Source organism: Streptomyces sp. NPDC029139 (assembly GCF_055564335.1).
This window is the reverse complement of record NZ_JBVHWN010000006.1, coordinates 27,775-50,618: the sequence shown is the minus strand read 5'-3', so window position 1 is coordinate 50,618 and position 22,844 is coordinate 27,775. Positions and strand designations below refer to the sequence as shown.

Sequence of the window (22,844 nt, the reverse complement as noted above, 5' to 3'; positions counted from 1 at the left end):
GCTGACCGATTGCGCGGCGAATCCTATCCCCGGCCGGGCGGTCGGCTCTCGGCCTGAGCGGTTGCCCCCGCCCCGGGCGGTCGGCTCTCGGCCTGAGCGGTAGCCCCCACCCCGAGCCGTCGGCTCTCGACGCGAGCGGTCAGATCTCGCCCCGGGCGAGGGCGAGCAGCCGGTCGAGCACGCGGGGGCCGCCGGCCCGTACGCCGTCGTGCTCGAACTCGTCGGTCACCCAGGTCCGCAGGCCCCGGATCGCGCGCGCGGTCTCCAGGGAATGGGCGGTGTCCACGTACAGGTCGTCGTGGTAGACGGCGGCGGCGACCGGGACCTCGTTGGCCGCGAGACGGGCGGGGTCGTAGAGCGGGGGCCAGTCCTCCCGCTCGGCGAGCAGGTGGGCGGTCTCCCGCAGCGGGCGCAGGGCCGGGTCGGTCTCGAAGTGCCAGGGGTGGACGGTCTCGCCGGTGAAGAGGAGCGGTTCGTCACCGGCCAGCGTCTTCCCGGCGTCGAAGCCGGGGAACTCGGCCCGGACGCGCTCGGCGGCCCAGGCGGTGGGGCCCTCCCCCTGGGCGTAGATCGCCTCGTGGAGCACGGCGTACAGCGGGTGTCCGGCGTACGAGAGAACGGCCTGGACGTTTTCGAGGAAGGCGTCCGCGAGGGCGGGGCCCGCGGGCGTGGGGACGAAGGCGTCCTCCAGGAGGAGGTGGAGCTGGTGGGTGCCCTCTCCGCCGCCGAGAAGGATGCCGAGGGACTGGAAGGCGGCGGGGGTGAGCGCTCCGCCGGACGGCAGGGTGACCTCGTGCGCGTGGAGGTGGGCGGCGATCCGGCGCGCACGCTCGACGTCCTGCGGGTAGCGGGCGTAGTGGGCCTCGACCTTGCGGCGCATCCGGGGGAAGGCGGCCCGGTAGACCTCGTCGGCGGTGGCGTGCAGGGAGGGCAGTCCGCCGGTGATCAGGACGGTGCGCAGGCCCTCGGGGGCGGTGGACAGGTAGTGGGTGGCGCAGAAACCGCCGAAGCTCTGGCCGAGGACGGTCCAGGGGGCGCCGCCGGTGAGGCGCCTGCGGATCAGCTCGCAGTCCTTGACGATCGCGTCGGCGCGGAAGTGCGCCAGATGGTCGGCCTGCTGCCGCGGAGTGCCGCGCAGGGGCAGCGTCTGCCGGTTGGCGGGGGTGGAGTTGCCGGTGCCGCGCTGGTCCAGGAGGAGGACGCGGAACTCCCGCACGGCCCGGCCGAGCCATGCCTGGCGGCCGATGAAGCGGCGGGCGCCGAAGCCGGGCCCGCCCTCCAGGTACAGCAGCCACGGCAGGTCTCGCCCGTCGGTTTCCGCTGTGTCGCCGGCGACGACCTCGCGGCCGTAGACCTCGATCTGTTCGCCTCCCGGGTCCCGGTGGTCGAGCGGGACGCCGAAGCGGTGGTCGGTGAGGACGAGGCCGGGCTGGCGGTAGCTGGTCAATGCTGCTCCTGGTCGATGGCGCCCCCGCCCTGCCAGTGGATCACATGGCGGCGCCTGCCCTCACGCTTCGGTGGCCGACGGTACGTTCACCACCGGCCACCGAGTTGGCACGAACGGTCACGGAATTCCCGGGAGAATCCTCGGGGAATTGCGCGGAGAACCGACGCGACAGCGCTAGTGCTTGAGCGTGTCCTTGCCTTTCTGGGCCGTCTGCTTCGCGTCGCCCTTGATCTGCTCCGCGCGGCCCTTCATTTCCAGGCTCTCGTTCCCGACGGCCTTGCCCGTCGCCTCCTTGGCCTTGCCCTTCACGGTCTTTCCGACGTTCTTGGACTTCTTGCCGGCACCCATGGGACACCTCTCTCCGGGGTGACCGCGCGGCCTTTTCCGGGCCGCGAAACCAGTTCTCTTCTCTGCTTCCCTCTCCGGCACGAATTACTCGGCGTGCGCCATGACCACGAGTGAGCCCCGGACGGCCCCGGTCAGGAGGTCGGGAAGGAGTCGGGGGTCCTGATCCGGTCGCGGATCCAGACACCGGCCGGCTTGAGGGAGCCCGTCCCGGCCCACGGACCGTTGGCGGCGCAGGTGCCGACGCGGAAGACGGCACCGCTGCGGTGGTCGTCGGAGAAGTTCCAGTTGACCCAGCTGATCTTCTTGGCGGCCATGAGGTCGATGAACCGCTGGGTCATCGCGAAGTCGTCGGCGCCCTCACCGGCATAGTTCTGGGTGCCGAATTCTGTGACGAAGACGGGCAGCTTGTCGGCGGCGCGGGAGAGGGTGTTCAGATACGCGTCGCGGTGCGAGTACGCGTAGAAGTGGAAGGTGTACATGATGTTGGTGGCGTTCACCGGGTTCGCGACGACCTCGGACTCGTCGGCGCCCTCGGACACGCCGAACGAGGACCACGCGCGCGTGCCGACGAGGATCGGGGTCTCGGCGTCCTGGGCGCGGATGACGGGGATCAGCTGCTCGGCGTAGCTCTTGATCCGGGACCAGGCGACACCGCTGGGCTCGTTGGCGATCTCGTAGAGCAGGTTGGTCTTGGCACCGTGGCGCTGGGCGATCTCGGTGAAGAAGGTCTTGGCGCGGGCGAGGTTGTAGTGCGGGTCGCCCGGGTCGAGCATGTGCCAGTCGACGATCACGTACATGCCGCGGGCGGTGGCCTGTTCGATGAGCGAGTGGGCCAGGTCGGTGTACTTGCGCGGGTCGGTCTCGTAGCCCTCCTCCTGGACATAGGTGGACACGCGCAGGACGTCGGCGTTCCAGTCCTTGGCGAGTGCGTCGAGCGAGCCGCCGGTCAGACACTGGCTGTACCACTGGGTGCCGTGGCTGGACATCCCGCGCAGCTGGACGGGCTTGCCGTACCGGTTGCAGAGCTTGGTGCCGCAGACCTTCAGCTGACCGTTGACGGCGGCCGGGGTGTCGACGACGGGGGTGGCGGTGTCGACCTTGAGGTGGTCCACGTTGGGGCCGCCGTTGGCGGTGGTGGCGGTGGCGCGGATGGTGTTGGCGCCGGCCTTGAGGTTCGCGGTGACGGTGGTGGTGGCCCAGCTGGTCCAGGCTCCGGTGCCCGCGAAGGCCTTGCCTGGGGCCGTGACCGCGCCGTTGACGCTGATGTCCATGGGGCGGTTGGTGGCGGTGCCGTTGGCGTAGCGCAGGGTCAGGGTCGCGGTGCCGGCCTGGGCGGCGTCGACGGTCCACTGGACGTGGCTGCCGGCGACGTTGTCGTAGTTGACGAATCCCGTGCCGGTGAACCCGCTGTGGTTGGATTCGGCCGCGCCCTGGGACACGGTGGCGGTCTCCGCCTCGTGGGTGACGGGGGCGGCGACCGCGGTGGTGGGCGCCGCGGCCAGGCCCAGGACCAGGGCGGCCATCGCGGTACCGGCGGCCCCGAGGGATCGCGGGCGGAGGCGTGGACGTGGGGGGCGTGCCGATCGTGCCGATGTCATGGGGGTCTCCCGGAACGATGGATTGAAAGGAAAGTTTCCTAACGGATGAATAGCAGCCCGACGGAGAGCCTCGCAAGGGTCATGACAAGAGACAAGGTTCGACAGGCTGCCCGCCCCCGGACGGTCCCGGCCCCCGTGCGGGCCGCGCGAGCGCCTCCTAGCGTGGGCCCATGATCCGGTTCGAGCAGGTCAGCAAGGTGTACGCGGACGGGACCACGGCCGTCGACGGTCTCTCCTTCGACGTCGCCGAGGGCGAACTGGTCACCCTGGTCGGGCCGTCCGGTTGCGGCAAGACGACCACCATGATGATGGTGAACCGGCTCATCGAGCCGACCGCCGGCCGGATCCTGGTCGGTGGGAAGGACATCGCGACGGTCGATCCGGTGGCGCTGCGCAGGACCATCGGCTACGTGATCCAACAGGTCGGGCTCTTTCCGCACCGGACGATTCTCGACAACACCGCGACCGTTCCCTCACTGCTCGGCTGGAAGAAGACCAGGGCCCGCGCACGCGCCGCCGAACTTCTCGAGCTGGTCGGCCTCGACCCCGCGGTCCACGGCGGCCGCTACCCGGCGCAGCTCTCGGGCGGGCAGCGCCAGCGGGTGGGCGTGGCCCGCGCCCTGGCCGCCGATCCTCCGGTGCTCCTCATGGACGAGCCCTTCGGCGCGGTCGACCCCGTCGTCCGCGAGCACCTCCAGAACGAGTTCCTGAACCTGCAGGCCACCGTGCGCAAGACGGTCCTCCTGGTCACCCACGACATCGAGGAGGCGGTCCGGATGGGCGACCGGATCGCCGTGTACGGGCAGGGCCGGATCGAGCAGTTCGACACCCCGGCGGCCGTGCTGGGCACACCCGCCACGCCGTACGTGGCCCAGTTCGTCGGCGCCGACCGGGGCCTCAAGCGCCTCTCGGTCACCGCGGTCGAGCCGGCCGACCTCGAGCAGCCGCCGGTCGCCCGCCTCGACGAGCCGGCCGGGATCGCGGCGGCCCGGCTGCGCGCCGAGGGGGCTCGCTGGGCGGTGGTCCTCGGCGGCGAGGGCGACCTGCACGGCTGGGTGGCCACCGACGCCCTCGGCCTCGTGGGTCCGGCGGGGACGGTCGGCGACACGGCCCGCCGCATGGAGGCGTGGGTGCCGGTCGGCGCCCCGCTGAAGCAGGCGTTCAGCGAGATGCTCCAGCACGACGCGGGCTGGGTGGCGGTCCTCGACGGCGCCCGCTTCCTCGGCGTCCTCACACCCGCCAGGCTGCACGAGGCGCTGCGCCGTTCGGTGGACGCCGATGCCCGGGGCGTGACACGGGGCGAGGTCGCGTTCGACTCCGTCGCGGACGCCTGAGGTTCCCGCGCACTGATTCTTGTTCACAGCTATGAATGGCGCGTAGGGCGGCCGTACCGTGATCTCGGCCGGAGCGACCGGCCAGGAGGCCGGGCGCGGCCTCACACGGAAAGGCGGCGTTCATGGCCCAGTTCGACCTCCCGCTCGACCAACTCCGCACGTACCGGAGCCTGTCCGAGGAGCCGGAGGACTTCGACGCCTTCTGGTCCAAGACCCTCGACGAGGCGCGCGACCACGAACTCGGCGCGCGCTTCGACCCGGTGGGGACCGGGCTCGCGACGGTCGAGGTGTACGACGTGACCTTCGCCGGGTTCGGCGGTCATCCCGTCAAGGGGTGGTTCGTCCTGCCGGCCGGAACGCGCGCGCCCCTGCCGGTGGTCGTCGAGTTCCTCGGGTACGGAGGCGGGCGCGGCCTGCCCCACTCGCATCTGCTCTGGGCCTCGGCCGGGTTCGCGCACTTCGTGATGGACACCCGGGGCCAGGGCAGCGGCTGGGCGACCGGTGACACCCCCGACCCCGTGGGCAGCGCGCCCGCGTTCCCCGGGTTCATGACCCGCGGTGTCGAGGATCCGTACGCGTTCTACTACCGCCGTCTCTTCACCGACGCGGTGCGGGCCGTGGAGGCGGCCCGCTCGCATCCGCTGGTGGACGCGGCGCGCACGGCCGTGACCGGGGTGAGCCAGGGCGGCGGCATCACGCTGGCGGTCGCGGGGCTCGTACGGGGCCTGGTCGCCGTGGCGCCGGACGTGCCGTTCCTGTGCGACTTCCCGCGCGCGACGACGATCACGGACCGGCAGCCGTACCGCGAGATCGGCAGCTATCTGAAGACCCACCGGGGCCGGACCGAGCAGGTGCGCCGGACCCTCGCCTACTTCGACGGGGTCCACTTCGCGGCACGCGCCACGGCTCCGGCGCTCTTCTCGACCGGCCTGGAGGACCTGACCTGTCCGCCGTCGACGGTCTTCGCGGCCTTCAACGCGTACGCCCACGAGGAGAAGGGCATCGAGGTCTACGACTTCAACGACCACGAGGGCGGCGCGACCTTCCAGCAGGCGGCCCAACTCCGCTGGCTCCCCCGGAAACTGCGCGAGGGGGTGCCCGCCCGCGACTGAGTCCGCGGCAGGACACGAGGGCGGTCCCCCCCGGGCGCGGCCGATCGTGCGGGAGGAGGCGGGGTACTCCGGGGGTGCTCGGGGCGATCGTCCGAGGGACCCGGCGGTCAGCCCTGGGGCGTGTCCGACGATTCCCGCCGGCCCGGCCCGTCAGTCGCGCGTGTACGCCGAGAAGGGGCGCACTCCCGAGCCCCAGCGCACGGCGACGACCAGGTCCTCGTACACGCGCACGCCCGCCAGTTCGCCCTTGTGCCCGTCCACGTCGCTGCCGGTGTCGACGCTCTCCTTCTCCTCACCGGTGGCGGCGTCGAGCACCACCAGTTCGTCGAGGCTGTCCTGCCGGGAGCCGCGGTCGGCGAGGACGGTCACCCGGCCGCCGGTCACGTCGAGGGCGCGCAGGCCGCCCGCGACGGCCACGTTCTCCAGCCAGACCTGGCTGCCGCTCGCGAGGTCGAAGGCGACCACCCGGTCCCGGTACGACTTGCGCTCTCTGATCTCGGCGCCGGCGTAGAGCCGCCCGTCCGCGACGGTCACGAGGGCCGGCGCATGCGCGTGGATGGTTCCGTATCCGCCGGTGGTCTCGATCCGGCCGGCCGCCTTCCCGTCCTCTCCGAAGAGGAGGAAGGCGCCCTGCCCGCCCTCCGTCGTCCCGCCGTTCTGCACGACCGGCGGCTCGGCCGACAGCAGGGCCACCTGCCCGTCCGGTGCGGGCGCCGTCCGCCCGCCGAGGGAAGCGGTCCACCGCAGCCCGCCGCCGGCCGGGTCGAACGCGGCCAGCCGCAGTTCGGTGCGGCCACAGGCGAGTACGGCGACGACCTGCCGCTCCCCGGCGGCGACCTGCTCGGGCACACAGTCCTCGGGGACGGCGGCCGTCCAGCGCGGGGCGCCGGTCCGCAGGTCGAAGGCGCGCAGCGCCTTCGTTCCGGAGACGGCGGGCCGGGAGTCGGGGGTCCACAGGTCGTCGTCGAGGGTCCACATCTCGTCGGCGTCCCGCAGGACGGCGACCCCGCCACCGACGGCGACCATGTCCGTGAACGTCTCGGTCAGGTCTCCCCCGGGGGTGCGGGACGTGTGCCACCGCTCGCGGCCGCTCATGAGGTCGAGCGCGGCGACCGTCGAGCATCCCGCGTTCATCACGTCCCCCCGGGCGATCAGGAGGACGGAGCCGGCCGTGCGGCGGCTGACGGCGCAGATGTGCTCCTGCCCGGGCGGGGCGTACTCCCAGCGGACCTTGCCCGTCCTCGCGTCGAAGGCGCCGACCGCGTCGTACCGGCTGCGGACGAGCGTCTCGCCGACCAGCCAGGCCCCGTTGCCGTAGTCCCTGGCGCCGTTGTCGACCGGGGCCTCCCAGACGAGGCGCAGCGAACTCCCCAGGGCGGAGCAGCCCGTGACAAGTCCGAGGGCGCACAGCGCGGTGACGGCCGCGAGCAGGGGGCGGAGCCCGCGCCCCGATCCCCGGCGGCCCGACGGCCACCGCCCCCGCCCGCGTCCCGTGTCGTCGGTCGTGCGCGCTGCCATGCGGATCCCCACCCCTGGCTCGAACGGTCGAATCCCCGTCAGGCTAGAGCACACCTGATCAGCGCCCCGCGGGCACCGGCCCGCCAAGCCATGTCCGATGGGACGAGTGACGCTGTCGCTGGGAACTCGTGCCCGGGGACATGGGGCGGGGAGATCTTTCGGATGAAGAGTGGCCTCGGCTGGAGCCGCACCTGCCGACCAATCGTGGACGGGGCGACGCCGGCGATGCCACCGCCGGGTGATCAACGGGATTCTGTTCCGGCATCGAACCGGCCTGCCCTGGCGGGACCTGCCCCCCTGCTTCGGCAGCTGGAAGACGGTCCACGACCGTCATCGAAGGTGGTCGGCGGACGGCACGTGGGAGAGGATTCTGCGGGCCGTCCAGGCGGACGCCGATGCCGAGGGCCGGGTTTGTCGTGACGCCCGGCCGGTGGGGGGACGCACCGCAGATGATTCCCGTCCTGGAAGAGATCCGGGCACCCCGACAGGCTGGTGGACGACCGCGCACCCGGCCCGACCATGTCGGGGGAGATGAAGTCATTCGTCACACCGCAACCAACCTCACCTGCGCAGACGCCAGATCAAGCACACTGTCCCCGCGCCGAGAGACCAGCGGGCCAACCGCCGACGCCGCGGCAGCCAGGGCGGCCCACAGGGTTCGACAAGACCGTCTACCGCCGCCGCAACGAAGTCGAGCGGACCATCAACCGGCTCAAGAACTTCCGAGCCATCGCCACGCGCTTCGACGAACGGGCGTACGTCTTCCATGGAACGGTCACCGTGGCGGCGATCCGCCTGTGGCTCGTCCGGAGTGAAGGGCCCCCGCTCAGAGGTCCTTGGCATCCGGGTAGTGGTGGCGAAGTTCGTCGAGTACGCGCTCGTCGACAGCCCTGACGTCCCACGAGGAGCTGTCGAATTCGGTCAGGACGAGCACCAACTCGTCCCCGGCGAACCCCCGCGCTTCGGCATCGATCAACTGAAGGAAGGGGGTCGTCAGCGACAGCAGTGTCAGTGTGTCCATGCCGGCGTCGGCCGACCGTTTTTCCATCTCGACACAGCGAGGATCGACGATCGCGTCGAATTCGACGCGCCACGTCAGGTCCAGCCCGAAGCTGCCGAGGCGAACCAGTAGCTCAGCCAAGGTCACGTAGTGCTTTCCGTGCCAGGCAGGAAACGTGATCCCCTTCATCCTCGCCTCTGCTTCGGCTGTATCGCGCGCCATGTGCCCCCTTCGTTCAGCGAACACCAGGCCACAGCCCTGTTCAGCTCACACGACCCATCGGACACGACCTAGCCCCCCGCGATCAACCCCTTGGCGCGGAGGTAGTTCCGCGCGACGTCCTCGGGGAGCCGGCGCCAGCTGTCCACCTGCTCGTTCATCCGGGCGAGATCGGCCGTCGTCAGGACCGTGTTGAGACGGTCGAGGGCGGTGGTGACGCCCTTGCCGCCGGCCCGTGAGCGGTTGACGACCGGGACGATGTGGTCGGCGTTCTGAAGGTTCTTGTCGTCGGCGAGCAGGACGAGACCGAAGTCGTCGAGCGTGGCGTCGGTGGTGGTCGTCAGGGCCATCTGGTCCCGGCCGCTCTGCACGGCCTGTTTGGCCTGTGTGGTGCCCACGCCCTTCGGATCGACGGCGATGACGTCGATGCCGTACGTCTTCTTCAGGCCGGGCGCGCAGTACGGCCGCTGGACGCACTCGTCGCCCGCCGCGAGCCGTACCGGCAGCTTCGCCCCGCCCAGGTCGCTGAGGGTTCTGAGCCGGTGCTCGGTGGCGTACGCGGCGGTGACGGCGAAGGCGTTCTGGTCGACGGCCTTCCCCGCGTCGAGGACGGACAGTCCGCGCGGGCCCGCCAGGCCGCGCAGCGCGGTCATGGTCGCGGTGAGGTCGGGTGAGCCGACGGTCGGTGCCTGGGCACCGTTGACCTTGGCGTTCAGCCAGTCGGCGAACGTGGCGGCGTACTCCGGGACGACGTCGATCCGGCCGCTCTCCAGGGCCGGTTCGTAGATCTCGCGGTTGGTGACGGAGAGAATCTGGGTGCCGTAGCCGGCCTCTTCGAGAAGCAGGGCGTACATCCGGGCGAGCAGATCGCTCTCGGTGAAGCCGGCGGAGCCGATGGTCAGATGCCGGCTGTCGCCGGGCGGCCCCGTGACCTCCCCCCGGTTCTCCAGGGAGGGGCCGGTGGCGCAGCCGGTGAGGGCGAGCAGCGCCGCCATGCCCGCGGCGGCCCTCCGCGCGCTCATCCGGCGCTCCGCCACGCCCGGCCGGGGCCGAGGCGGGCGACCCCCTCGAAGACGGCCTCGACCACGAGGGCGAAGGCGGCGACGAGGACGGCGCCCGCGACGACCTGTGGGGTGGAGGCCAGGTTGAAGCCGGCCGTGATGATGCGGCCGAGCCCGCCGCCGCCGGCGAGCGCGGCGACGGTGGCGGTGGCCACGAGCTGCACGGCGGCGATCCGGACACCGGCGAGGACCAGCGGCAGCGCGAGCGGCAGCTCGACCCGGAACAGCGTCTGGGGGCCGGTCATCCCCATCCCCCGCGCCGCCCGTACGACGTCGGCGTCGACGCCCCGCATGCCGACGTAGGCGTTGGTGAGCAGCGGTGGTACGGCGAACAGGACGAGCGCGATGATCGTGGGCCACTGCCCGTACGCGCCGACCGGGCTGAGCAGCAGCAGGACGAGGACCGCGAAGGTGGGCACGGCGCGGCCGACGTTGGAGACGTTGACGGCGAGGGCCCCGCCCTTGCCGAGGTGGCCGAGGACCAGCGCGACCGGGAGGGCGATCGCGCAGCTCAGCGCGAGGCAGACGACGGTGAGGAAGAGGTGTTCGGCGAGCCGGTGTCCGACGCCGTCGTCGCCGGACCAGTGGGCGGCGCTGGTGAGCCAGTCCCAGCCGGCGATGAGGGTGTTCACGCGGTCTGCCCGCGGGCCGGTGCCGTCCAGGGCGTGAGCAGCCGTTGCAGACCGAGCAGCAGCAGGTCGGCGACGACGGCGATGATCACGCAGAGGACGGAGGCGGTGAGGACCTGTGCCTTGAAGTAGGTGTTCATCCCGGAGTAGATGAGGTTGCCGAGTCCGCCGTGTCCGACGATCGCTCCGATGGTGACCAGGGAGACGGCGGAGACGGTGGCGATGCGCAGCCCCGCCATCGCGGCGGGGAGGGCGAGCGGGAGTTCGACGGCGAACAGCAGCCGGAGGGGGCCGTACCCCATGCCGCGCGCGGCCTGCCGGGTGTCCTCGGGAACGGCACGGAGGCCGGCCAGGATGTTCCGTACGAGCAGGGTGAGGGAGTACAGCACGAGCCCGGCGACGACGAGCGAGGCACTGAGTCCGTAGACCGGCAGGAGCAGCGAGAACATCGCGAGGGACGGGATCGTGTACAGGATCGTGGTGATCCCGAGGACCGGGGCGGCCGTCCAGCGCAGACGGCGGGCCAGCACGGCGAGGGGCACGGCGAGCAGCAGCCCGAGGGCGACGGAGACCGCGGTGAGCTGGACGTGCTGGACGACGGCGTCGCCGAGGATCTCCCTCCGGGAGGAGAGATAGGCGCCGCAGATCCACTCGTTGCGCGCGAGGCAGTCGTCCGGAGGCGCGGTCATCCTCCCATTCCAGGCGGCGGCCGGGCCCGGTGCACGCCGGACCGGGCCGTTCGGGCCACCGCGTCGCGGCCGTCATGGCCGTTCAGGCGACCGTCCGGCCGGTCGAGGTGCGGCGGGTCAGGCGGGGCGGGGGACGAAACGGAAGCCGCTGCGGGGGCGGGTCGGGATGCGGTGGAGAGGGATGCGCAGGTCCTGCTCCGGCACGGTGTACTCCATCCCGGCCAGTTCCGTCGCCAGGGCGGAGAGGACGGCGATGGTGATGTCCTCGCCGGGGCAGCGGTGGCCGTTCTTGACGTGGCCGCCGCCCTGGGGGATCAGCTCGTCGGGCAGCGGCGGCCGCCGCAGGAACCGCTCGGGGTCGAAGCGGTAGGGGTCGTGCCACAGTTCGGGGTCGTGGTTCTGCCCGTAGACGTCGAGCAGGACGAGGGTGCCCCCGGCGATGTCCTGGCCTTCCCGGTGCAGGTCGGCCGCGGCCAGACCGCCGAGGAACGGCGCGAAGGGGTAGAAGCGGCGGACCTCGTGCGCGAAGGGTTCGGCGTAGGAACCGGGCTGGGTCCCGGTGTACGTCTCGGAGTACGGCTCCCCGAGCGGGCCGGCGTCCTCGCGCAGCATCCGGCGCTGACCGGGCCAGCGGTCCATGGCGTGGGCGGCGAACGCGACGAACCAGGCGATGGCGACGGTGGGCCGCACGATGTTGAGGAGCTCCACGGCGGCCGTCCGCGGGTCCAGTGGCGTGCCGTCGGCGTCGTGGTGGCGCACGACGGCGTCGAACGGGGTGCCGGGGGCGTGGGGCGCCCCGCCACGGGCCGCCTCGACCAGGCGGGCGAGGGTCTCTTCCTGGCGGGCGCGGGCACGCCGGGCCCGCAGGTGGCGGGGGCCGGGGGTGGCGAAACCGTCGACCATGGCGACGCAGTCCCGGGCCATGCTGACGGTCTGCCGCTCCGTCAGCGCCAGGCCGGCCCAGGCACACACCGCGCGGGCCAGGACGAGCGCGGCCTCGTCGAAGAGCACCACCTCGCGGCCGTGCGGCGGCGCGAAGGCCCGCTGCCACTCGGCCCGGACGCGGTCGACCAGCTCGGCGACGGCGGCGGGCTCCGTGAGTTGGTGGACGAAGAGCGCCTTGCGCACCCGGTGCTCCTCGCCGTCCAGGGTGTGGACGGCGCCGCGGCCGAAGAGCGTGTCGAGGACGGGGCCGGGGAGGGCTCCGTGGCGCCGTACGTGCCGTGCGTCGTAGAAGAAGGCGACGGCGTCGGGGCCGTGCAGGACGACCGCCGGCTTCCCCAGGAGCCGGATCCGCACCGGCGCGCCGTCGGCGCCGCGACGGCGGCGAAGGTCGGGGAGCCAGGCGTAGCCCTTGAGGAGCAGGGCGGCGGTGCTGTCGGGAGTGATGGGGGCCATGTCGGCCGGGTGCCCGTGGGAACGACGGGTCACACCTGAGGACCGGACTTTCACCCGCCTGCCGCCGCCGCGCGGCCTACGCCTCGCGCGGCGCGTGGCTCACAGCCTGTACGTCACTCCCCGCCAGGTCCATCCGGCGCCGAGGACCGCGTCCCGCAGGGGGTTCTTCATCTCCCGTGAGTCGAAGCGGAACGTCTCCACCCTGCGCCTGCGCCCGTCCGGGCCCCGCTCGTAGGTCCACTGCCGCGACACCCTGGGGGCGTTCCCGCGGCCGTACTCACGCTGCCGCGCGTCCCACTGCTCGTCCAGGGCGCGCACCTCGCGGTCCGCCGGGACCAGGCGCATCCGCGTCCGCAGCGTCAGGCTCAGCTCCCGGACCCGCCACTGGGCCACCAGGTCGGCGCGCTCCGCGGGGGTGGCGTCGCGCACGACGAAGGGCACGGCGGGTCCGTTGATCGCGAGCAGCGCCGCCCGGACGTCCTCGGCGGAACGCGGTACGACACCGGCGTCGGGATACCTGGTTCCGGTCAGTCGGTCGAAGAGGCCCATCGGACGACCCTAGGCCATGTGCGGACACCCCTAGCCGGGATACTCCTCGTGGAGGTCGCCGGGCGTGGGCTCGTGTTCCTCGCTGAGGGCCCGTTCGCTGCGCTCCTTGAGCTGTTCGCCCTGCTCCCGCAGGCGCGCGGCCTCCTCCGGGTCGGTGCTGCGGCGGGCGCGCTGCAGGAGGTGTTCGGCCTTGTCGCGCTGGTGCTGGGCACGGGCGTGCGCGCCCTCGCCCTCGCGTCGGGCTGCTTCCCGCCCCCCGGCCCCGGTGCCGTACGGCTCGTTCTCTCGTGCGGTCATGATGCGCCTCCTCGGGCGGCTGCTTCCCGCACGGCGGGCGGGGAAACTCCGGCTGCGGGCGAGGACGGGGCCGGCGCCGCGCCCCGCACCGCGCCGAGCCCGCGCGGTCAGCTCTCCTGGAGGACGGACAGGATGTTGCCGGCCGGGTCCGTGAACCAGGCGATCGCCGCCGGGCCCTCCGGGGTCCGGACGATGCCCTTCTCGTCGGCGTCGAACTCGGCGTAGCGCTCGAAGGTCACCCCGCGCCGGGTCAGCTCGTCGACGGCGGCGTCGATGTCGTCCACGGGGAAGTTCAGGATCGTGAAGGACGCGGGCGTGTGCGTCTCCTTGGGGTAGACGAAGACGCTGGCGCCGGTGCCCAGCTTGAGGGTGAGCATCCTCATGTCGCCCTCGCCGCTCTCCTCGACCGGGAGGCCGAGGGTCTCGCCGTAGAACCGGCGGGCCTTGCCGAGGTCGTCGACCGAGAAGCCACTGAACGCCTTCGACTGTCCGAGCATGCCGCTGTCTCCTTCGTGTGGGGCCCGTCGGAACTCCGGGGGCACCCCCAGCGGACCACCGTCCGGACGCTCGCCACGCGGGCTCGCGTCCGGATGGTCGCCGCACATCACCCTCAGGGAGCGATCGGCAGCCGGCGCTTGTGGTCGGTGAGCTCGTAGCGGCGGACGATCGAGGCGAAGGCGGCCTCTCCCACCGGCTTGCCCTCCAGGAAGTCGTCGATGTCGTCGTACGTCACGCCGAGCGCGTCCTCGTCGGGCTTGCCCGGGTCGAGGGTCTCCAGGTCGGCCGTGGGCGTCTTCCAGACCAGCTCGGCGGGGGCGCCCAGGGCCTCCGCGACGGCTCGCACGCGGCGCTTGGTCAGGCCGGTCAGCGGGACGAGGTCGGCCGCGCCGTCGCCGTACTTGGTGAAGAAGCCGGAGACGGCCTCCGCGGCGTGGTCGGTGCCGACGACGAGGCCGTCGTGGGCGCCCGCGACGGCGTACTGCGCGATCATCCGCTGCCGGGCCTTGATGTTGCCCTGGACGAAGTCCTGGTGGTGGGCGTCCCGGAAGGTCAGGCCACCGGCGAGCGCGGCGTCGAGGGCCGCGTCGCTCGCCGGCCTGACGTCCACGGTCAGGACCCGGTCGGCGGCGATGAAGCCCAGGGCGAGCTGGGCGTCCTGCTCGTCGGCCTGGACGCCGTAGGGCAGGCGCATCGCGTAGAAGGTGGCGTCGTGTCCGGCGGCCCTGGCCCGCTCGACGGCCAGCTGGCAGAGCCGGCCCGCGGTCGTGGAGTCGACGCCGCCGCTGATGCCGAGCACGAGGCTGCGCAGCCCCGTGGAGGTGAGGCGCTCGGTGAGGAAGGCGACCCGGCGCTCGATCTCGGCGAGCGGGTCGAACGACGGGGAAACCTCGAGTTCCCTGGCGATCTGCTGCTGCAGGGCGGTGGACACCGCGTCGGTCACGGAGTGCTCCTCGGGCTGGTTCGGCGGTACGGGGCGGGCGCGGGTCCGGTGCGCCGGTCAGGCGCCGGGCCGCGAGCCGAGTCGACTCTATGCGGCGCGGCGCGCGGGCAGCGCACAGGGCCTCGATGCTCCCGGCCTCCGGGGGATCGTGTCCGGACTCTTTACGCGCCTGTCATGCACGGGTAACTTGCGGGCCGCAAACGCTTGCTGCAAGTTGCCGGTCACTCTTTCACCTTCGCCGTGACTCTTTCGGCCACGGCCCCCTCCGGAGAAGAGACGCATGCGACGCACACCCTTACGGCGCTTCGGACGCGCCCCGGCGGCCGCGACGGCCGCCGCCTGTCTGCTCGGCCTGCTCGCCGCCGCCCCGCCGGCCGAACCGGCCGCCGTCCCCCGGGCGCCCGCCACGGCAGCCGAGAACACCGCCACGGTCTTCTACTTCACGAAGACGAAGAACTGGTCGGCCTACCGCCTCCACTACGCGCCCGACGGCGGTGCCTGGACCACCGTCCCCGGCGTGACGATGGAGGCGGCCTGCACGGACTGGGTGAAGAAGACCGTCACCCTGGGCACGGCGGAGGGGCTGCAGGCCACCTTCACCGACGGCGCCGGCACCTGGGACAACAACGGCGGAGGCAACTACGACCTGGGGACGGGCACCGTCACGGTCAAGGACGGCGTGGTCGCCCACTCCGACCCGTGCGCCGGCGCCCCGGGCGGACCCACCGACCCCGGCAACCGGGCCACCGTCTACTACTCCACCGCCGCCCTCGGCTGGTCCACCGTCAACCTGCACTACGCCCCGGCCGGCCGAGCCTGGACCACCGTCCCGGGCGTCGGCATGGAGGCCGCCTGCCCCGGCTGGTGGAAGCGGACCGTCGACCTGGGCTCGGCCACCACCATGAGCGCCGTCTTCAACAACGGCAACGGGATCTGGGACAACAACAACGGCGTGAACTACGCGCTTCCCGCCGGCTCGACCACGGTCGAGAACCGGGTCGTCACCCCGGGCGCCGCCGATCCCTGCGCCGCCGAGGTCCCGGACACGCGGGCGCCGACCGTCCCCACCGGCGTCGCCGCGCGCGCCGACGGCACCTCGATCGTCCTCACCTGGCAGCCCGCCACCGACGACAAAGGGGTGACGGGCTACCAGGTGACCCGCACCGGCGGCACGCGCGGCACGGTGGTCACGGACGTCGGCTCCACCGTGTTCTCCGACACCGGCCTGGAGGAGAGCACCGCCTACACCTACACCGTCAGGGCCCTCGACGCCGCCGGCAACGCCTCCGCCGCCTCGGCGCCCGCCCGGGCGACCACCGGGACGGCGCCCCCGGCGCCGCCCACGGGCCGACCGCTCGGCACCGACCCGCGCAAGGACCCGATCTACTTCGTCCTGACCGCGCGCTTCAACGACGGCGACCCGGCCAACAACCGGGGCGGGAGCCAGCACACCAGGTCGGGCAACGCCGCCGCCGGGGACCCCATGTTCCGGGGGGACTTCAAGGGCCTGGTGGACAAGCTCGACTACATCAAGGGCCTCGGCTTCTCCGCCGTGTGGATCACCCCCGTGGTGCTCAACCGGTCCGACTACGACTACCACGGGTACCACGGCTACGACTTCTACAGGGTGGACGCCCGTCTGGAGTCGGCCGGCGCCTCCTACCAGGACCTCATCGACGCCGCCCACGCCAAGGGCATGAAGATCTACCAGGACGTCGTCTACAACCACTCCTCCCGCTGGGGCGCCAAGGGCCTGTTCACCCCCAAGGCGTACGGCGTCCGCGACAGCCAGTGGGGCGGGCACTACGACGAGCCGAACTCCTCCTTCGAGTACGACGGCCTGACCGTCGAGCCGAAGTCCGGGAAGTCGTACTACAACGGCGACCTGTGGTCGACGGCCGAACCGGCCGGCAACACCTGTGTCAACTGGGGTGTGCCGACCCCGTACACGTCCCCGGAGGGCTACCGGATCTACAACTGCCAGTGGCCCAACCCCACCTCGGGGATGTTCCCGAAGTCGCTGTACCACCAGTGCTGGATCGGCAACTGGGAGGGCGAGGACTCCCGCTCCTGCTGGCTGCACGACGATCTCGCCGACTTCGACACCGAGTCCGCGCCCGTGCAGAACTATCTGATCGGCGCGTACGACAAGTACATCGACATGGGGGTCGACGGCTTCCGCGTCGACACCGCCGTCCACATCCCGCGCACCACCTGGAACCGGCGGTTCCTGCCCGCCATCCAGGAGCGGGTCAGCCAGAAGTTCGGTGCGGAGGCCGCGAAGAACTTCTTCGTCTTCGGCGAGGTCGCCGCCTTCGTCAACGACAAGTGGAACCGCGGCTCGGTCAACCACTCCGCCCAGTTCTACACCTGGAAGGAGCGCAAGGAGTACGCCCTCGACGACGCCCGGGCGGCGCTGGAGATGTACGACCACGAGCAGCGGCTCGGCCCGGCCGGCCAGCCGACGTCGACCAACGCCTTTCTGAACGGCAACAGCTACCACGCGCCGGACCACAGCCGGTTCTCCGGGATGAACGTCATCGACATGCGCATGCACATGAACTTCGGTGACGCGCTGAACGCCTTCGGCAACGGCAAGGACTCCGACGACAGCTACAACGACGCCACCTACAACGTCGTCTACGTCGACAGCCACGACTACGGCCCCAACAAGAGCAGTGAGCGCTACGCGGGCGGCACGGACGCCTGGGCCGAGAACATGGCGCTGATGTGGACCTTCCGCGGCATCCCGACGCTGTACTACGGCTCCGAGATCGAGTTCCAGAAGGGCAGGAAGATCGACTGCGGGCCCAGCTGCCCGCTCTCGACCACGGGCCGCGCCTATTTCGGCGACCATCTCGCGGGAGACGTGAAGGCATCGGACTTCTCCGCCGTCGAGTCGGCGAGCGGCGCGGTGGCGCAGACCCTCGCGCAGCCGCTGGCGCGGCACGTCCAGCGGCTCAACCAGATCCGCCGGGCGGTGCCCGCCCTGCAGACGGGCCAGTACTCCACCGAGGGCATCAGCGGACCGATGGCGTTCAAGCGGCGGTGGACCAGCGGGAGCACGGACAGCTTCGCCCTGGTCACCGTCACGCACGCGGCCGGCTTCACCGGCATCCCGAACGGCACCTACACCGACGCCGTCAGCGGCGAGCGGCGGGTCGTCACCGACGGCACGCTGAACGTCGCGGCCCCCGGGAAGGGCAACCTGCGGGTGTTCGTACTGAACGGGCCGGGCCGGATCGGCACGGCGGGGCCGTATCTGAGGTAGCGCCTCCCCGAACGGGCCGGGAGGGGCGGGCGGGCCGCGGCGTCGGGCGCCGCGGCCCGCTCACGTCACCGCCCCCTCACCGCTCCCGGCGGCGCGGCGGGCTGTGCAGGGTGCCCGCCGCGACCCGCAGCAGCCTGAGGACGACGGGCGGGGGCGCGTCGATGCGGTAGCGGCGGCCCAGCCGGGTCCACTGGTCCAGGACGGCGAGGAGGCCGGAGTCGCAGAAGGTGACGCGGGAGGCGTCCAGGATCAGGTCGGTGCAGCCGTCCGCCGCGGCGGAGGCGAGTATGGCCCGCAGGGGTGCGGCGCTGTAGTGGTCGACTTCTCCGGCCAGCCGGACCAGAAGGGTCGCGGGGCCGGCGTGGGCGCAGGAGTGGACGACTATGCCGCCGGGCGCGGTGTCCGCGCCCGGGTCACGCACGGGGCGACGGTGCATCTCGGTCAGTATCGGTGCGGTGCTCGCGGTACTCACCCCTCCATGAACACCGGCCGCCCCGCTCAGCGGAACACGGCGCGCCGCCTCGTCACTCCGCAGGGCACCAGTGATCCACTTCCGGGGGACACCCGACCGTGGGTCAGCGGTGCCGGGAGCCGCCGCGCAGGGCGCGGTCGAGGCCCTCCTGCGGCTGTCCGGACAGAGCGCGCAGGAAGATCTGCTCGTAGGTGGGTGAGCCGATCGTCTCGCGCGCCTCGTGTTCGTACTTCCGGCGCAGGGCGTGCAGTTCGGGCATGCCCCGCTGCGGATGGCCGGTGGATCGCCAGTATGCCTCGCCCGTGCCGGAGACGTCGGCGGCGAGTTCGCCGTCGCCGGAGGCGGCGAGTGCGGCGGCCAGGAGGTCGAGGCCGAGGGCCACCCCGAAGCCGTCGCCGAGCTTGCGTTTGCCCTCCAGCATGGCCCTGGCGTGGTCGGCGGCGGACTCGGGCTCTCCTTCGAGCAGTCCGATCAGGGCGAGCTGGTAGTCGAGGTAGGCACGGGTCCAGTGCTCCCCCAGCTCGGCGCACGTCCGCCGCAGGGAGACCGCTTCCACGCGGGCCTCGTCGAGGCGGCGGAGGCCGGTCAGCGCGAAGACCCGTACGAGGAGGCAGCGCAGGCGCTCGGCGGAGTCGGCCGGGCCGCCGGGGGCGGCGTCCAGGACGTGCCCCACCACGACGAGCGCCGCCATGGGACGGCCGGTCATGAGGGCGAGCAGACCCGCGAGGTAGGCGGCGTCCAGTGTCCTCGCTCCCAGGGCGACGGTGTCGCCGCTCCGGTCCGGCGGCGCCGTCATGTACGCGGCGTGGCGGGCCTCGCGCGCGCAGCGCTCGCTCACCTCCTGGGCCGGGGCGAAGTCGCCCTGGAGCGTGAGCGACACTCCCAGCGCCCACAGCGCCCGGGCCCGTTCGGCGCCCCGGTCCTCGCTGAGCACCAGCGCCTGTTCCAGGTAGTCGCGGGCCTCGCGCAGCCGGCCGGAGCAGGACCAGAAGAAGCCGACCGCCCCGGCGAGCGCGAGCGCGCCGTCGGGGTCGGTACGCAGCAGCCGGTCCAGCGCGGTGCACAGATCCGTGTGGCGCTCGTCGATCGTGGTGTACCAGTGCAGTTGATCGGGTCCCAGCCAGCCGGCGGCGGCCCGCCGGGCCAGGTCCAGACAGAAGGCGGCGTGCCGGTCGGCCACGGCCTCCGTCTCGCCGAGCGCGGCCAGCCACCCCGCCCCGTACTCGCGGATGGTGTCGAGGAGCCGGTAGCGGTGGCCCTCCTGGTGGACCACGGACATGCGGACCAGCGCGTCGAGGGCGGCCGGCAGGCTCTCGGGGGTCAGCGCGCCGCCCTCGCACACGAAGACGGCCGAGGCGAGGTCGAACGGGCCCCGGAACACGGTCAGCCGTGCCCACAGGAGCCGTTCGAGGGGTTCGCACAGCTCGTGGCTCCAGCCGATGGCCGCGCGCAGGGTCTGGTGCCGCTGCGGCCAGACGCGTTCGTGGTGGACGAGGAGGTCGAAGCGCGAGCCGAGCTGGGTGCGGACCGCCTCGACTCCCTGGAGGCGGATCTGCGCCGCGGCCAGTTCGAGTGCGAGGGGGATGCCCTCCAGCCGGGCGCAGATCTCGGTGGCGGGGCCGGCCTGCCGCTGCGCGGGGATGCGGGGGCCGCGCAGCCGGCCCGTGTCGACGCGCTGTCGCAGCAGGTCCATGGCGTCGCGGCCCGTGGCCGCGAAGGGTTCGAGGGCGTACACCCGCTCCTGCGGCAGGCCGAGGGGGCGCCGGCTGGTGGCGAGCACGGTGAGGCCGGGCGCGGCGGCCAGAAGCTCGCTGATCAGCCGGGCGCAGGGGTCCGCGAGATGGTCGCAGGAGTCGAGGACGAGCAGCAGCCGCTTCTCGGCGAGCCACTGCCCCAGGAGGGTGGTGGGCATACCAGGGGTGTGGAAGGACAGGTCGACGGCGTCGGCGACGCTCGCCACGAGGAGCCGGTCCCCCTGGAGCGGGGTCAGGTCGGCCCACCACGCGCCGTCGGGGTAGCCGGCGGCGAGGCGCTTCGCGGTGTGGAGGGCGAGCCGCGTCTTGCCGACGCCTCCGACCCCGGTGACCGTGACCAGACGGTGGTCCGTCAACTCCACGTTCAGCCGGTCCAGTTCTCTGCCGCGCCCCACGAAACCGTTGTTCTCGTCGGGTAGATGTCCACGCACGGGAGCAGTCTCCCTCATCACGCGTGCGAACGGACCCCTCGGTCGGGTCATTCGACGGTGACGACGACGGTGTGCCATCCGCTCGCCCCGTCCGGCATGGTGTCCGTGCGCCGCTCGGTCTGTACGGCTCCGGTGCCGTCCGTGGCGCGGACCGTGAGGGTGTGGCGGCCGGGGGTGGCCTCCCAGCGGTACACCCACTGGCGCCAGGTGTCCCGGCTGTCCTCGGCGCCGAGTTCGGCCTCCCGCCAGGGGCCCTCGTCGACGCGTACCTCGACGCGCTCGATGCCCCGGTGCTGGGCCCAGGCGACCCCGGCGACCGGGACGGTTCCGGCCTTCGGCCGGGCGAGCGGGCGAGGGGTGTCGATCCGGGACTGGGTCTTCACCGGTGCCTCGCGGGCCCAGCCGCGGGGCACCCAGTAGGCGTCGTAGGCGTCGAACGTGGTGACCTCGATCTCCTCGATCCACTTGCAGGCGGAGACGTAGCCGTAGAGGCCCGGGACGAGCATCCGGACGGGGAAGCCGTGGTCGAAGGGGAGCGGCGTGCCGTTCATGCCGAAGGCGAGGAGGGCGTCGCGGCCGTCCATCACCTCCTCGACCGGGGTGCCGATGGTCATGCCGTCGACCGAGCGGGCCACGAGCTGGTCGGCCCTGCCGCCGGCGGAGGGCGGCTTCACGCCCGCCTCCCGCAGGAGGTCGGCCAGCCGGACGCCGAGCCAGCGGGCGTTGCCGACGTAGGGTCCGCCGACCTCGTTGGAGACGCAGGCGAGGGTGAGGTCCCGCTCGACCACCTCACGGCCCATCAGGTCGTCGAGGGTGAGGGTCAGCTCCCGGGTGACTCCGGGCCCGTGGATCCGCAGCCGCCACCCGTCGGCGTCGACCTTGGGGACGACGAGCGCGGTGTCGACGCGGTAGAAGTCCTTGTTCGGGGTGATGAACGGGCTGATGCCCGGCACGGGAAGCTGGGCGCCGGGCGGCACGGCGGGCGCGGGCAACGCGGGCCGCGGCAGCTGGAGTGCGTCGCGGGAGGCGACGGCGCCCTGGCTGCGGGTGCCGCCGAGCGCCCTGCCCAGCGCCGCGGCGCCCGTGGCGGCGACGGCGGTGGAGGCGGCGACGAGGAGGAAGCTCCGGCGGCCCGGGACGCCGATACGGCCGGGCGGGGACGCGACCTCGGGGGCGAGCAGCCGGCCGATCAGGACGTACAGCAGGAGGGCGCCCACCGCCGCGCCGACCAGCGAGGGCAGCGCGTCCGCCGGCGATGCGGAGTCCGGGCGGCCCACGGCGGCGAGGGCGCCGATCACGCCGAAGGCGAGGACCGCGGCGGCTCCGGCACGCCGGTGCCGGAGCGCGAGGAGCCCGACGGCCGCCGCCAGGACCGCGAGGACGACGAGGATTCCCAGCTGGAGGACGAGCTTGTCGCTCGCGCCGAAGGTCCGGATCGCCCAGTTCTTGATCTCCGCCGGAGTCCAGTCGATGACCGCTCCGCCGACCGCCGTGACGGGGCCCGCTTCGGGACGCACGGCCGCCGCGACGAGTTCGGCGACGGCGAGGGAGACGTATGCGCAGACCAGGCCGCCGAGGGCGGCCAGGAGGCGGTCCGTCCGCGTGGGTTCGCGCGGGGAATCTGAGAGGGTCATGCTTCTCATTCGGCATCGACGCCCTGGAGGATGGGTCGTTTCACCTGGAAGACGGAGCGTATCCGGTGCCGGGGCCGGGCGCGCGCCGCGACGCCGCGCCCGGCTTCTATAGGCTGATCGTGTGGCCAGCACCGAGGAACCCGAGACCCGCGACGCCGCGCCCGAGCGCGCGCCGGGAGATCTGCAGCGCTTCGCCGTCGAGCTTCGGCGGACGAACGGCGAGATCAACCGGCTGGTTCACGGTTTCGCCCTCGCTCAGGGGCTGCACCCCACGGACGTACAGGCGCTGTCGGTCGTCCTGGACAGTCCGGAGCCGCTGACGCCGGGCCGTCTGCGGGAGCATCTGGGGCTGACGTCGGGGGCCGTCACGGCCTGCCTGGACCGGCTCGAGAGGGCCGGGCACATCCGCCGCTCCCGGGAGAGCGCGGACCGCAGGGTCGTCCACGTGCACTACGTGGAGGGGGCTCGGGCCGCTGCCCGCAGCTATTTCATGCCGTTGGCGCAGGCGGCGGAGCGGGCCCTGCTCCGGTTCGACGAGGAGGAACTGGACGCGGCCCTGCGGTTCCTGGGTGCCCTGAACGAGGAGCTCGGCGAGCTGCGCGTCCCGCGGCGCTGACCGTCGGCGGGTCGTGGTTCAATCTC

20 protein-coding genes and 1 pseudogene are annotated in these 22,844 nt (G+C 72.5%); 5 read left to right on the top strand and 16 right to left on the bottom strand.

Annotation, left to right across the window (positions count from 1 at the left end):
- Positions 1–139 precede the first annotated feature (139 nt).
- From ACZ4VW_RS16020 to ACZ4VW_RS16010, 3 genes are all read right to left on the bottom strand, one after another.
- Complete coding sequence (locus ACZ4VW_RS16020; protein WP_467962625.1) at positions 140–1,447, bottom strand: alpha/beta fold hydrolase; 1,308 nt, start codon at positions 1,445–1,447, stop codon at positions 140–142.
- 174 nt (positions 1,448–1,621) lie between these two features.
- Positions 1,622–1,795: a CsbD family protein gene (locus ACZ4VW_RS16015; RefSeq protein ID WP_467962623.1), complete on the bottom strand. Its 174-nt coding sequence runs from the start codon at positions 1,793–1,795 to the stop codon at positions 1,622–1,624.
- 131 nt (positions 1,796–1,926) lie between these two features.
- Positions 1,927–3,318, bottom strand: a complete 1,392-nt coding sequence (locus tag ACZ4VW_RS16010; protein WP_467962621.1) for a cellulase family glycosylhydrolase — start codon at positions 3,316–3,318, stop codon at positions 1,927–1,929.
- 245 nt (positions 3,319–3,563) lie between these two features.
- Between ACZ4VW_RS16010 and ACZ4VW_RS16005 the strand changes: the two genes are divergently transcribed.
- Together ACZ4VW_RS16005 and ACZ4VW_RS16000 are read left to right on the top strand one after the other, a co-directional pair.
- The gene (locus ACZ4VW_RS16005; protein ID WP_467962619.1) at positions 3,564–4,727 is read left to right on the top strand and encodes an ABC transporter ATP-binding protein; all 1,164 of its coding nucleotides are present in this window, start codon (positions 3,564–3,566) and stop codon (positions 4,725–4,727) included.
- Between the two features lie 122 nt (positions 4,728–4,849).
- The gene (locus ACZ4VW_RS16000) at positions 4,850–5,839 is read left to right on the top strand and encodes an acetylxylan esterase (RefSeq protein WP_467962617.1); all 990 of its coding nucleotides are present in this window, start codon (positions 4,850–4,852) and stop codon (positions 5,837–5,839) included.
- 150 nt (positions 5,840–5,989) lie between these two features.
- Here the strand turns inward: ACZ4VW_RS16000 and ACZ4VW_RS15995 are convergent, their stop codons facing one another.
- Complete coding sequence (locus ACZ4VW_RS15995) at positions 5,990–7,357, bottom strand: outer membrane protein assembly factor BamB family protein (RefSeq protein WP_467962615.1); 1,368 nt, start codon at positions 7,355–7,357, stop codon at positions 5,990–5,992.
- Positions 7,358–7,497: 140 nt separating this feature from the next.
- Between ACZ4VW_RS15995 and ACZ4VW_RS15990 the strand changes: the two are divergent.
- Positions 7,498–8,251: pseudogene (locus ACZ4VW_RS15990) on the top strand (transposase).
- Here ACZ4VW_RS15990 and ACZ4VW_RS15985 read toward each other — a convergent pair.
- From ACZ4VW_RS15985 to nadE, 9 genes are all read right to left on the bottom strand, one after another.
- The gene (locus ACZ4VW_RS15985) at positions 8,184–8,579 is read right to left on the bottom strand and encodes a hypothetical protein (protein ID WP_467962613.1); all 396 of its coding nucleotides are present in this window, start codon (positions 8,577–8,579) and stop codon (positions 8,184–8,186) included. The pseudogene ACZ4VW_RS15990 and the gene ACZ4VW_RS15985 overlap by 68 nt on opposite strands.
- Positions 8,580–8,647: 68 nt before the next feature.
- Positions 8,648–9,598, bottom strand: coding sequence for an ABC transporter substrate-binding protein (locus tag ACZ4VW_RS15980; protein WP_467962611.1), 951 nt, complete (start codon positions 9,596–9,598; stop codon positions 8,648–8,650).
- Positions 9,595–10,269, bottom strand: a complete 675-nt coding sequence (locus tag ACZ4VW_RS15975) for an ABC transporter permease (protein ID WP_467962610.1) — start codon at positions 10,267–10,269, stop codon at positions 9,595–9,597. Before ACZ4VW_RS15975 ends, ACZ4VW_RS15980 begins: the two co-directional genes overlap by 4 nt.
- Positions 10,266–10,955: an ABC transporter permease gene (locus ACZ4VW_RS15970; RefSeq protein ID WP_467962608.1), complete on the bottom strand. Its 690-nt coding sequence runs from the start codon at positions 10,953–10,955 to the stop codon at positions 10,266–10,268. The genes ACZ4VW_RS15975 and ACZ4VW_RS15970 overlap by 4 nt, the downstream gene beginning before the upstream one ends.
- 117 nt (positions 10,956–11,072) lie before the next feature.
- Complete coding sequence (locus ACZ4VW_RS15965; RefSeq protein ID WP_467962606.1) at positions 11,073–12,353, bottom strand: cytochrome P450; 1,281 nt, start codon at positions 12,351–12,353, stop codon at positions 11,073–11,075.
- 99 nt (positions 12,354–12,452) lie between these two features.
- The gene (locus ACZ4VW_RS15960) at positions 12,453–12,902 is read right to left on the bottom strand and encodes a hypothetical protein (protein ID WP_467962604.1); all 450 of its coding nucleotides are present in this window, start codon (positions 12,900–12,902) and stop codon (positions 12,453–12,455) included.
- A gap of 30 nt (positions 12,903–12,932) precedes the next feature.
- On the bottom strand, positions 12,933–13,199 hold the full coding sequence (locus ACZ4VW_RS15955; protein WP_467962602.1) for a DUF6381 family protein: 267 nt from the start codon (positions 13,197–13,199) through the stop codon (positions 12,933–12,935).
- A gap of 107 nt (positions 13,200–13,306) precedes the next feature.
- Entirely contained in the window at positions 13,307–13,696 is a 390-nt protein-coding gene (locus ACZ4VW_RS15950; protein WP_467962598.1) for a VOC family protein, read from the bottom strand.
- 113 nt (positions 13,697–13,809) lie between these two features.
- Entirely contained in the window at positions 13,810–14,640 is an 831-nt protein-coding gene (nadE, locus tag ACZ4VW_RS15945) for an ammonia-dependent NAD(+) synthetase (protein ID WP_467962596.1), read from the bottom strand.
- A 280-nt stretch (positions 14,641–14,920) separates the two neighbouring features.
- Here nadE and ACZ4VW_RS15940 point away from each other — a divergent pair, with 280 nt between their 5' ends.
- Positions 14,921–17,911, top strand: coding sequence for a carbohydrate binding domain-containing protein (locus ACZ4VW_RS15940; RefSeq protein WP_467962594.1), 2,991 nt, complete (start codon positions 14,921–14,923; stop codon positions 17,909–17,911).
- A 76-nt stretch (positions 17,912–17,987) separates the two neighbouring features.
- Here ACZ4VW_RS15940 and ACZ4VW_RS15935 read toward each other — a convergent pair whose 3' ends face one another.
- From ACZ4VW_RS15935 to ACZ4VW_RS15925, 3 genes are all read right to left on the bottom strand, one after another.
- Positions 17,988–18,347 carry an STAS domain-containing protein gene (locus ACZ4VW_RS15935; protein WP_467962592.1) on the bottom strand — a complete coding sequence of 120 codons (360 nt, stop codon included), beginning with the start codon at positions 18,345–18,347 and terminating at the stop codon, positions 17,988–17,990.
- 139 nt (positions 18,348–18,486) lie between these two features.
- Positions 18,487–20,586, bottom strand: coding sequence for an ATP-binding protein (locus tag ACZ4VW_RS15930; protein WP_467962590.1), 2,100 nt, complete (start codon positions 20,584–20,586; stop codon positions 18,487–18,489).
- A 29-nt stretch (positions 20,587–20,615) separates the two neighbouring features.
- Positions 20,616–22,202 carry a sulfite oxidase gene (locus ACZ4VW_RS15925; RefSeq protein WP_467962588.1) on the bottom strand — a complete coding sequence of 529 codons (1,587 nt, stop codon included), beginning with the start codon at positions 22,200–22,202 and terminating at the stop codon, positions 20,616–20,618.
- Positions 22,203–22,323: 121 nt separating this feature from the next.
- On the opposite strand from ACZ4VW_RS15925, the gene ACZ4VW_RS15920 reads away from it, so the two are divergent.
- Positions 22,324–22,818: a MarR family winged helix-turn-helix transcriptional regulator gene (locus ACZ4VW_RS15920; RefSeq protein ID WP_467962586.1), complete on the top strand. Its 495-nt coding sequence runs from the start codon at positions 22,324–22,326 to the stop codon at positions 22,816–22,818.
- The last annotated feature ends 26 nt before the right edge of the window (positions 22,819–22,844 follow it).

Excerpts from the sequence above, each read along its gene's own strand:
- ACZ4VW_RS15980 (WP_467962611.1), bottom strand. The coding sequence starts at position 9,598 with ATGAGCGCGCGGAGGGCCGCCGCGGGCATGGCGGCGCTGCTCGCCCTC.
- ACZ4VW_RS15960 (WP_467962604.1), bottom strand. The coding sequence starts at position 12,902 with ATGGGCCTCTTCGACCGACTGACCGGAACCAGGTATCCCGACGCCGGT.
- ACZ4VW_RS15930 (WP_467962590.1), bottom strand. The coding sequence starts at position 20,586 with ATGAGGGAGACTGCTCCCGTGCGTGGACATCTACCCGACGAGAACAAC.
- ACZ4VW_RS15965 (WP_467962606.1), bottom strand. The coding sequence starts at position 12,353 with ATGGCCCCCATCACTCCCGACAGCACCGCCGCCCTGCTCCTCAAGGGC.
- ACZ4VW_RS16000 (WP_467962617.1), top strand. The coding sequence starts at position 4,850 with ATGGCCCAGTTCGACCTCCCGCTCGACCAACTCCGCACGTACCGGAGC.
- ACZ4VW_RS15935 (WP_467962592.1), bottom strand. The coding sequence starts at position 18,347 with ATGCACCGTCGCCCCGTGCGTGACCCGGGCGCGGACACCGCGCCCGGC.
- ACZ4VW_RS16015 (WP_467962623.1), bottom strand. The coding sequence starts at position 1,795 with ATGGGTGCCGGCAAGAAGTCCAAGAACGTCGGAAAGACCGTGAAGGGC.
- ACZ4VW_RS15940 (WP_467962594.1), top strand. The coding sequence starts at position 14,921 with ATGCGACGCACACCCTTACGGCGCTTCGGACGCGCCCCGGCGGCCGCG.
- ACZ4VW_RS16005 (WP_467962619.1), top strand. The coding sequence starts at position 3,564 with ATGATCCGGTTCGAGCAGGTCAGCAAGGTGTACGCGGACGGGACCACG.
- ACZ4VW_RS15995 (WP_467962615.1), bottom strand. The coding sequence starts at position 7,357 with ATGGCAGCGCGCACGACCGACGACACGGGACGCGGGCGGGGGCGGTGG.
- ACZ4VW_RS15955 (WP_467962602.1), bottom strand. The coding sequence starts at position 13,199 with ATGACCGCACGAGAGAACGAGCCGTACGGCACCGGGGCCGGGGGGCGG.
- ACZ4VW_RS15925 (WP_467962588.1), bottom strand. The coding sequence starts at position 22,202 with ATGACCCTCTCAGATTCCCCGCGCGAACCCACGCGGACGGACCGCCTC.
- ACZ4VW_RS15985 (WP_467962613.1), bottom strand. The coding sequence starts at position 8,579 with ATGGCGCGCGATACAGCCGAAGCAGAGGCGAGGATGAAGGGGATCACG.
- ACZ4VW_RS16010 (WP_467962621.1), bottom strand. The coding sequence starts at position 3,318 with ATGGCCGCCCTGGTCCTGGGCCTGGCCGCGGCGCCCACCACCGCGGTC.
- ACZ4VW_RS15950 (WP_467962598.1), bottom strand. The coding sequence starts at position 13,696 with ATGCTCGGACAGTCGAAGGCGTTCAGTGGCTTCTCGGTCGACGACCTC.
- ACZ4VW_RS15970 (WP_467962608.1), bottom strand. The coding sequence starts at position 10,955 with ATGACCGCGCCTCCGGACGACTGCCTCGCGCGCAACGAGTGGATCTGC.